Below are 7885 nucleotides of genomic sequence, written 5' to 3' on the forward strand. Positions count from 1 at the left end.
CACATGTTGGTCGGTTATGACACGTTGATCGTGATGCTCGCTCTGACGGGCATCTTCGCCTTCTCCTTCTATGTCGTCCTGATGGCGGGCCAGCTGAGCCTCGGTCAGGCGGGCTTCGCGTCCGTCGCCGCCTATACGTCCACGTTGATCATTCCGGAGGAGCCGCTCTTCGGGGCACTGTCACCGGTCCTCGTCGGCATTCCCTTCGCGATGCTGGTCGGCGCGTTGGCCGCGTTCCTGCTCGGCCTGCCGGTCCTGCGATTGCGCGGCGTTTATCTGGCGATCGCGACGATCGCCTTCGGCGAAGTCGTGCGCATCTACATGACGAGCGCCGAGTGGACGGGTGGCGCGCGTGGTCTGCGTCTCGACAAATGGGTGACGCCGGACCTGGCGTGGATCCTGTTGTTCGTCCTCATGTACCTGTTCTGGCGGTTGCGGCCGTCCCGGACCGGTCGGGCCTTCGCCGCCGTCCGGGAGGACGAGCTCGCGGCCGGGTCGACGGGGATCGACGTCGCCCGCACCCGCATGATGTCCTTCATGGCCTCCGGTGCGATCGCCGGCCTCTATGGACTGCTATACGCCTACTTCGTTCGTCGGATCGTCCCGGGCACCTTCGACTTCTCGATGATGTTGGACGGCCTGGTGACGGGCGTCGTCGGCGGCTATCTCGTCTTTTTTGGACCCTTGCTCGGCGGCGCGTTCTTCACCCTCGTGCCGGAGGCGCAGCGTCTCGTCGGTCTGGAGGCGGGCTGGATTCACCCGTTCGTCACGAGTGCCCTGCTGCTGTTGGTGATCCTGTTCCTCCCGGGTGGACTGTCCAGTCTCATCACTCGACTAGGCGCGACCCGTCGCCGCCCGATTCCCGAGCGTCCATGGTCGGAGCTCGCCCCCAAGCTGGACCCGTTGCCGGAGCGTGGAACTCCGGTGTTGACGCTGTCGGGTATCGGCAAGGACTACGGCGGCGTGCACGCGGTTCGCGGGGTCGATGTCACCGTGACGTCGGGTGAGGTCCTCGGCGTCATCGGGCCGAACGGCGCGGGCAAGACCACATTGGTCAACATGATCAGCGGTCTGGTGCCGCCCACTGAGGGCACCGGCGACGTCCTGGGGATCAAACTGGACGGTTCGGGCCGCGTCCATCGCTTCGCGAAGGCCGGGGTCAGTCGAACCTTCCAACACTCCAAACTGTTCGATCGCCTGTCCGTGCTCGAGAACGCCATGGTCGGAACACATGTGGTGACACGGTCGACGTTCCTGCGTCGGCTCCTGTGGCTGCCGTCGGCCAGACGTGACGATCGTGCCGCCATGGCGCAGGCGATGCTCCAGATCCAGCGGGTCGGCCTCGGCGAGCGGGCGCACCTCACGGCCGCCGAACTGTCCTACGGGGACCAGCGGCGTTTGGAGATCGCCCGGGCTCTCGCGGCCCACCCGACACTGCTGATCCTGGACGAGCCGGCGGCGGGCATGAACCACGTCGAGGCCGCCGAACTGTCCCAGTTGATTCGCTCGTTGGCGGACGACGGCATCACCGTAATGTTGATCGAACACAATGTACGCATGGTGTTGGACACCTGCACCCGCCTGGTCGTGCTGAACTTCGGCGAGGTGATCGCGTCGGGTGATCCCGAGTCGGTCGCCGCCGATCCGGCCGTCATCGAGGCGTACCTGGGCAGCGAGGAGACTCAGAAGGAGAAGGCCCATGAGTGATTCGATACTGGCGGTCAGCGGCCTGCACGTGTCGTACGGCCGGATCGCGGCGGTGCGCGACGTGTCCTTCGAGGTTCCGGAGGGCGGTCTGGTGACGCTCGTCGGTGCCAACGGCGCCGGCAAGACCTCGGTGCTGTCGGCGATCGCTGGGCTGCTTCGCCCGAAGAGCGGGACGATCACGTACAGGGGACGGCCGATCACCCGCTGGTCGGCGCATCGTCGGGTCGGCGAGGGGATCGTCCTCGTTCCGGAGGGGCGTCAGGTGTTCGCGACGTTGACGGTCGCGGAGAACCTGCAGCTCGGCGGCTGGCGGGCGAAGGGTCGCACCTCGGCGACGATAAAGGAGATGTACGACCTGTTCCCGGTTCTCGCGGAGCGTCGGAAGCTGCCCGCCGGTTCCCTTTCGGGCGGTGAGCAGCAGATGCTCGCGATCGCTCGCGCGATGGTGTCGCGTCCGCGCGTCGTCCTGATGGACGAGCCGTCGATGGGACTGGCGCCGCTGATGGTGGACGAGGTGTACGGCGTCATCGAGCAGATCCGCGCCCGTGGCGTGACCGTGGTGCTGATCGAGCAGAACGCGCGTCGGGCATTGCGCATCGCTGATACCGGATATGTCCTGGAAACCGGCGAGATCGCGCACAGTGGATTGGCTGCGGAATTGCTGGAGGACTCACGCGTCGTGTCGGCGTATCTGGGCGGTGAATGATCATGTCGGCGTGGCGCCGTTCGATCGGCTTTCGAGCTCCGGATGGCCGTCTACCTCGGGGATCGAGGCATTGTGACGGCCGCGTCGGATATTCGCGGCGTGTCGTTGTCGGTGTTATCCGCGGTCGGTCCGCATTCACCATATTTCTTTCCGTCCTTGGCGCGGAGGGAATTCGGTGGTGTGGCCAGAACATCGCGGATTTTGGTATGCGAATATTTGACCCTGCCGCCCTTCCCTTTCGCCTCGCTTCGTGGTGAAATCTGCGAGGCCGTCGTGAACGATCGCGCTCGTGTCGCGTCGGAGCGCGGTGAGGACGTCACGACACAACCATGGAGGATCCATGATGGATGGTAACCGCGATGTGGCCGAGCGCCGTTCTAGGCCGCGCACTTCTCGGTTGCCGCTGCTCGCGTCCATGCGCATTCGCACCAAACTGCTGCTCATGCTGCTGATCCCGGTCTTGGCATTGGCGGGAATGGCGTCCGTGCGGTTGGTCGACTCGGCGGAGGAGGCGGCGGACGCCGAGGACACGGCGGAGCTCGTGGACATGGTCGGGACGCTGTCCAATCTCATCCGGGCGGTGCAGGACGAGCGAAGTCGTGCGGCGATCGAGGTCTACAAGTCGAACTTGAAGCTCGAGGACATGCGGCTGAAGAGCTTCGACGACGCCGTCGAGGTCACCAACGAGTACATCGGCGAGCTCGCGGAGGTTCGCAAGGACTTCGGTGGCAGCAAACAGATCGTCGACCTGTTGGCATCGGCCGACAAACCCCTGTCTCGGATCGGTGTGGTCCGTCTGGCAGCCGGGAACGAGTCGATCTCCGGCGTCCACCTCGCCACCTACAACGCGATCGTGAGCCGTCTGTCCCGCGTCATCGACCGGGCCGTCGACCTCACCGACAACGTTCAGCTCGCCCGGGACCTGCGTTCGGCGAGCCTGCTCGCCTCCGCCGACGAGAGCTCCGAACGCCTCCGGGTGCTCACCCTCGAGTTCGTCGACGGCGAACCGCTGAACGAACTGTTCCGGCGCTTCATGACCCTCACCGGTGACCGGGAACGCGCTCTGAACGAGTACCGCCGTCTCGCCGCGGTCAACCTGGAGGCCGGTGGTCTCGGTTCCGCCGAAGCGCGTGTGGTCAACCGATTCGAGACCGAGGTGTCGACGTCGCGTTCGGACGAGGCGATCGACGTCGACCACGCCGCGCTCATGGCCGCGTTCGACGCGCGCCACTCGGGCTCGGCGGTGCTCCTCCACGACACGCTTCAAGCGACCGCAGGCGAGGCCCAGGACATCCTCGACTCGGTGATCCGCCGAGTGCTCATCGAGGTCGCGCTCGTCGTCCTGACGTTGACGCTCGCCGTCCTGGCCGCGGTGTGGCTCGGTCGCGACGTCGTGCTCGGGCTCGGACGTCTGCGCGACTCGGCGCTGCGGGTCGCCTCCACCGATCTGCCCACGGCCGTCAGGGCCGTCGACGAGAACAAGGACCTGTCCGGGTTGACGCCCGAGGAGTTCGCCGACCGGTCGGCGCCACCGCTGGCGGCGGAGGGCACTGACGAACTGGCCGAGGTCGCCGGGGCGTTCAACCAGGTCAACCGCGAGGCGATCCGAATCGCCGCCCAGCAGGCACTCCTGCGTGTCCACATCGGTTCCATGTTCGTCCGTCTCGCTCGCCGAGGGCACTCCCTCACCGGCCGTCTCACGGCCGAGCTGGACGCCGCCGAGCGCGACGAGCAGGACCCGGATCGCCTGCAGCGGTTGTTCCGTCTCGACCACCTCGTGTCGCTTCAGGGCCGCGCCAACGACTCCCTGCTGGTCCTCGGTGGAGCTTCGGCCGCCAAGGTGCGTACGTCCAATGAGCGACTGGGCGACATCCTCAAGGCCGGCCAGGGTCACACCGAGCACTACACGCGAGTCAACTTCGGAGACATCGACGACGGTGTGTGGGTCAAGCCCGGCGCGGTCGACGACATCGTCCAGCTGCTCGCGGAGTTGATGGACAACGCGACCAAGTACTCGAGCGTTCCGGCCGAGGTGAGCGCGCGGTCGCACGGCAACCAGGTGCTCGTCGAGATTCGCGACTACGGCATCGGCATCGGCCGGGCGCGTATGGCGATGTTCAACGCCCGCCTCTCCGCGAGTTCGCCGCTGGACCTCGAAGCGTTGCAGGCCATGGGATTGACCGTGGTCGGGATGCTCGCCGCCCGCAACGGCATCGCCGTCCGACTCAGCCCGGCGCCCGATCGGGGTACCGTCGCGGAGGTGTTGCTGCCGACGTCCGTCCTCGACTTCGCCGCGAGCATCGCGGCGCTGGCGGGTGCCCCGGCCCAGCTGCCCGCCGGACCTGGAACGATTCCCGCTCCCGCGCAGCGTCAGGAGGCGCCGCTGTTCCGGAAGGTGCCTCGCCCCAAGCGCGCGCCGAACGGACCGCACGCCGGTCGACAGACCCCGGAAGACACCGGTGTCGACGATTCACCGCTCATCCAGTTCGAATGGCAGACGGTCTACCCGGACGGTTCTCCTCGGGCGGGCGCGGCACTGCCTCCGCCCCGGTCGACGCGCGTCGACGATCAAGGTTTGCCGCATCGGCAACCGATGTCTAACCTGGTTCCCGGTGCGGCCCCGTCGACTCCGGAACCGAGCACGCCTCAGTCCGAGTCGATGCGGCGCGACCCGGCGTCGATCGGCGCGACGTGGGTGGCGTACGCGCGTGGTCTCACCGGCAACCGGATTCCCCAACAGCCACAACCTGACCCGAGGAACCTTCATGACGAACAGCGCTGACTTGAGCTTTCTGCTCAACGATTTCGTGGACCGTGTCCCGCATGTCTCGCATGTGATCGGTGTCGCCGCCGATGGGATCTTGATCGCCGCCAACGACGCCCTCCCGGCCGAGGAGGCCGAGAGGCTCGCCGCGATCGCGGCGGGTCTGACGAGCCTCCTCAACGGAGCGGCGCAGTCGCTGCGGTCGGGGCCGGTCAGCAGCAACCTGACCGAGATGCACGGCGGCTACATGTTCTCCATGTCGGTCTCGAACGGCGCGAGCCTGCTCGCACTCGCCGGGTTCGGCTGCGACATCGGTCAGGTCGGGCACGAACTGTCCAACTTGATCAACCAGGTGGGGCCGGCTCTGACTCCGGACCTTCGACACGGTACACAGTCCTCTGTGGCAAGCGGAGGCTATGCCTACGGTCAGTAGAACTGTTGTCCCCCAAGGAAAACCAAGAAATTCAGAAACTTCGATACCTTTACAGTCCGTGAGTGTTCTCCTATGCTTCGGAGTCAGGCTCGTGCCCGCGAGCCAGCTCCATCGAGCGACAATCGCGGCCGCTTGTGGTCTTGCCCCAAAACGACCACTACGGCCGTGTTCACCCGATGAGGGAGAGGAACACCATGACCGTAAAACGAACCCGATGGTCGGCGGCCATCGGCGTAGCGGCGACGGCCGCGATCGCGGCCGCCACCCTCGGAAGCACCCCGGCACACGCGGACGGCACCATCCTCGGCGCCGACAACCCCGACGCCATTGACGGCAAGTACATCGTCGCCCTCGACGACAGCGTCAGCACCCGGCAGGCCGACGGACTGCTCGGATCGTTCGACGCCGCCATCACCAGCACCTTCGCCAGTATCGACGCTTACGCCGTCGAAATGTCCGAAGAGGATGCCAAGGCGCTCGCCGGAGACGCCCGCGTGCGTTACGTCGAGCAGGACGCGGTCGTCTCGATCACCGGAACCCAGGCGAACCCGCCGTCGTGGGGTCTCGACCGGATCGACCAGCAGGACCTGCCTTTGGACAACTCCTACACCTACCCGGACTCGGCCGGTGCGGGCGTCACGTCGTACATCATCGACACCGGCGCCGACCTCGACCACCCGGACTTCGGCGGCCGCATGAGCAGCGGCTGGGACACCGTCGACAACGACGGCGACGCCAGTGACTGCCAGGGCCACGGCACGCACGTCGCCGGCACGATCGGAGGCACCGCCTACGGCGTCGCCAAGGCCGCCGACCTCGTCGCCGTCCGCGTTCTCAACTGCTCCGGATCCGGAACCTACGAAGGCGTCATCGCCGGCATCGACTGGGTCACCGGAAACGCCCAACACCCCGCCACCGCCAACATGAGCCTCGGCGGCGGCTTCAGCCAGGCCGTGAACGACGCCGTCACCGCGTCGGTCGCGTCCGGCGTGACGTACGCGCTCGCCGCTGGAAACGAATCGACGTCGGCGTGCACCCGCTCGCCAGCGTCCACACCGGACGCGTTGACCGTGGCCGCGTCCGACTCCGGCGACGCGCACGCCTCCTTCTCCAACTACGCCGAATGCGTCGACCTGTACGCGCCCGGCGTGAGCATCACGTCCGCGTGGTTGAACGGCGGCACCAACACGATCTCGGGTACGTCCATGGCCGCTCCGCACGTGGCGGGCGCCGCGACGCTGTACCTGGGTGAGTTCCCCTCCGCCACCCCGGCTCAGGTCGGAGACGCTCTCGTGGACAACGCCGTCGCGGGCACCCTGACCGGCGTCCCGCCGAACACGCCCAACCTGCTCCTCAACATCGAGTTCCTCAACGACGGTGGCGGCCCCGGCCCGGGCGAGTGCGCGGCGACGAACGACGCCGCCGTGGCGATCCCGGACCAGTCGTCGATCACCTCGACGGTCTCGATCGACTGTGAGGGCGCGGCCGTCGCGGGCGCGGTGTCCGTCGACATCACGCACACGTGGCGCGGAGACATCGGCATCACGCTGACGTCGCCCGGTGGAACCGTCCACACGCTCAAGGAGAGCGCCATCAAGGACCCGGACCACGACGTCAAGGAGACCTACACGGTCGACCTCGGCGCTGAGACCGCCTCCGGGGACTGGACGCTGACCGTCACCGACGCCTACTACGGTGACACCGGCACGCTCAACGGCTGGACACTGGACATCAGCGACACGCCCACCGAGCCCGGTGAGTGCGCCGGCGCGGACAGCACCTCCGTTCCGCTGCCGGACCGCGCGGTGATCAGCTCGACGATCGCCATCGGTTGTGAAGGCGTCGCCGCGACCGCCAGTGTCTCCGTCGACATCACCCACACCTACCGTGGTGACCTCGTGATCAAGTTGACGTCGCCCGACGGGACCGTCTACACGCTCAAGACGTCCGGGGCCGACCCGGCCGACAACGTCGTCGAGACGTACTCCGTCGACGTCAGCGGCCAGACCGCCTCCGGCGACTGGGTGCTGACCGTCGAGGACGTCTACAACGGAGACTCCGGCACCTTCAACGGCTGGTCGATCTCGCTCTGACAAGCGCATCACAGTAGACACACACGCCGGACCCGATCGGAACCCCCGATCGGGTCCGGCTCTGCGTCCACCCGCTGGCGTCTTCCGCTTGGTTGGTTAAACGTCTCGCTTGGTTGGGCAAATGTTCGAAACAGGCGTGTTTTCGCAATTTGCCCAACCAAGCGGAACTTTTGCCCAACCAA

Annotated in this window: 4 protein-coding genes and 2 pseudogenes; all 6 read left to right on the forward strand. The window is 66.7% G+C overall.

What is annotated here, in order from left to right; genetic code table 11:
• Window positions 1-3 precede the first annotated feature (3 nt).
• Window positions 4-1707 (forward strand): branched-chain amino acid ABC transporter ATP-binding protein/permease, encoded by a 1704-nt coding sequence (locus tag ACM9NP_RS11430; protein ID WP_415646637.1) that lies wholly within the window; start codon window positions 4-6, stop codon window positions 1705-1707.
• Window positions 1700-2413 (forward strand): ABC transporter ATP-binding protein, encoded by a 714-nt coding sequence (locus ACM9NP_RS11435; protein WP_415646638.1) that lies wholly within the window; start codon window positions 1700-1702, stop codon window positions 2411-2413. Before ACM9NP_RS11430 ends, ACM9NP_RS11435 begins: the two co-directional genes overlap by 8 nt.
• Window positions 2414-2753: 340 nt before the next feature.
• Window positions 2754-5195, forward strand: coding sequence for an ATP-binding protein (locus ACM9NP_RS11440; RefSeq protein ID WP_415646639.1), 2442 nt, complete (start codon window positions 2754-2756; stop codon window positions 5193-5195).
• Window positions 5179-5610: a roadblock/LC7 domain-containing protein gene (locus ACM9NP_RS11445; protein ID WP_415646640.1), complete on the forward strand. Its 432-nt coding sequence runs from the start codon at window positions 5179-5181 to the stop codon at window positions 5608-5610. Before ACM9NP_RS11440 ends, ACM9NP_RS11445 begins: the two co-directional genes overlap by 17 nt.
• Window positions 5611-5804: 194 nt before the next feature.
• Window positions 5805-7343: pseudogene (locus tag ACM9NP_RS11450) on the forward strand (S8 family serine peptidase); the annotation flags it as partial.
• A gap of 129 nt (window positions 7344-7472) precedes the next feature.
• Window positions 7473-7703, forward strand: a pseudogene (locus ACM9NP_RS11455) (proprotein convertase P-domain-containing protein); the annotation flags it as partial.
• Window positions 7704-7885 lie beyond the last annotated feature (182 nt).

This window comes from Stackebrandtia soli (assembly GCF_965137155.1).
Taxonomy (GTDB): domain Bacteria; phylum Actinomycetota; class Actinomycetes; order Mycobacteriales; family Micromonosporaceae; genus Stackebrandtia; species Stackebrandtia soli.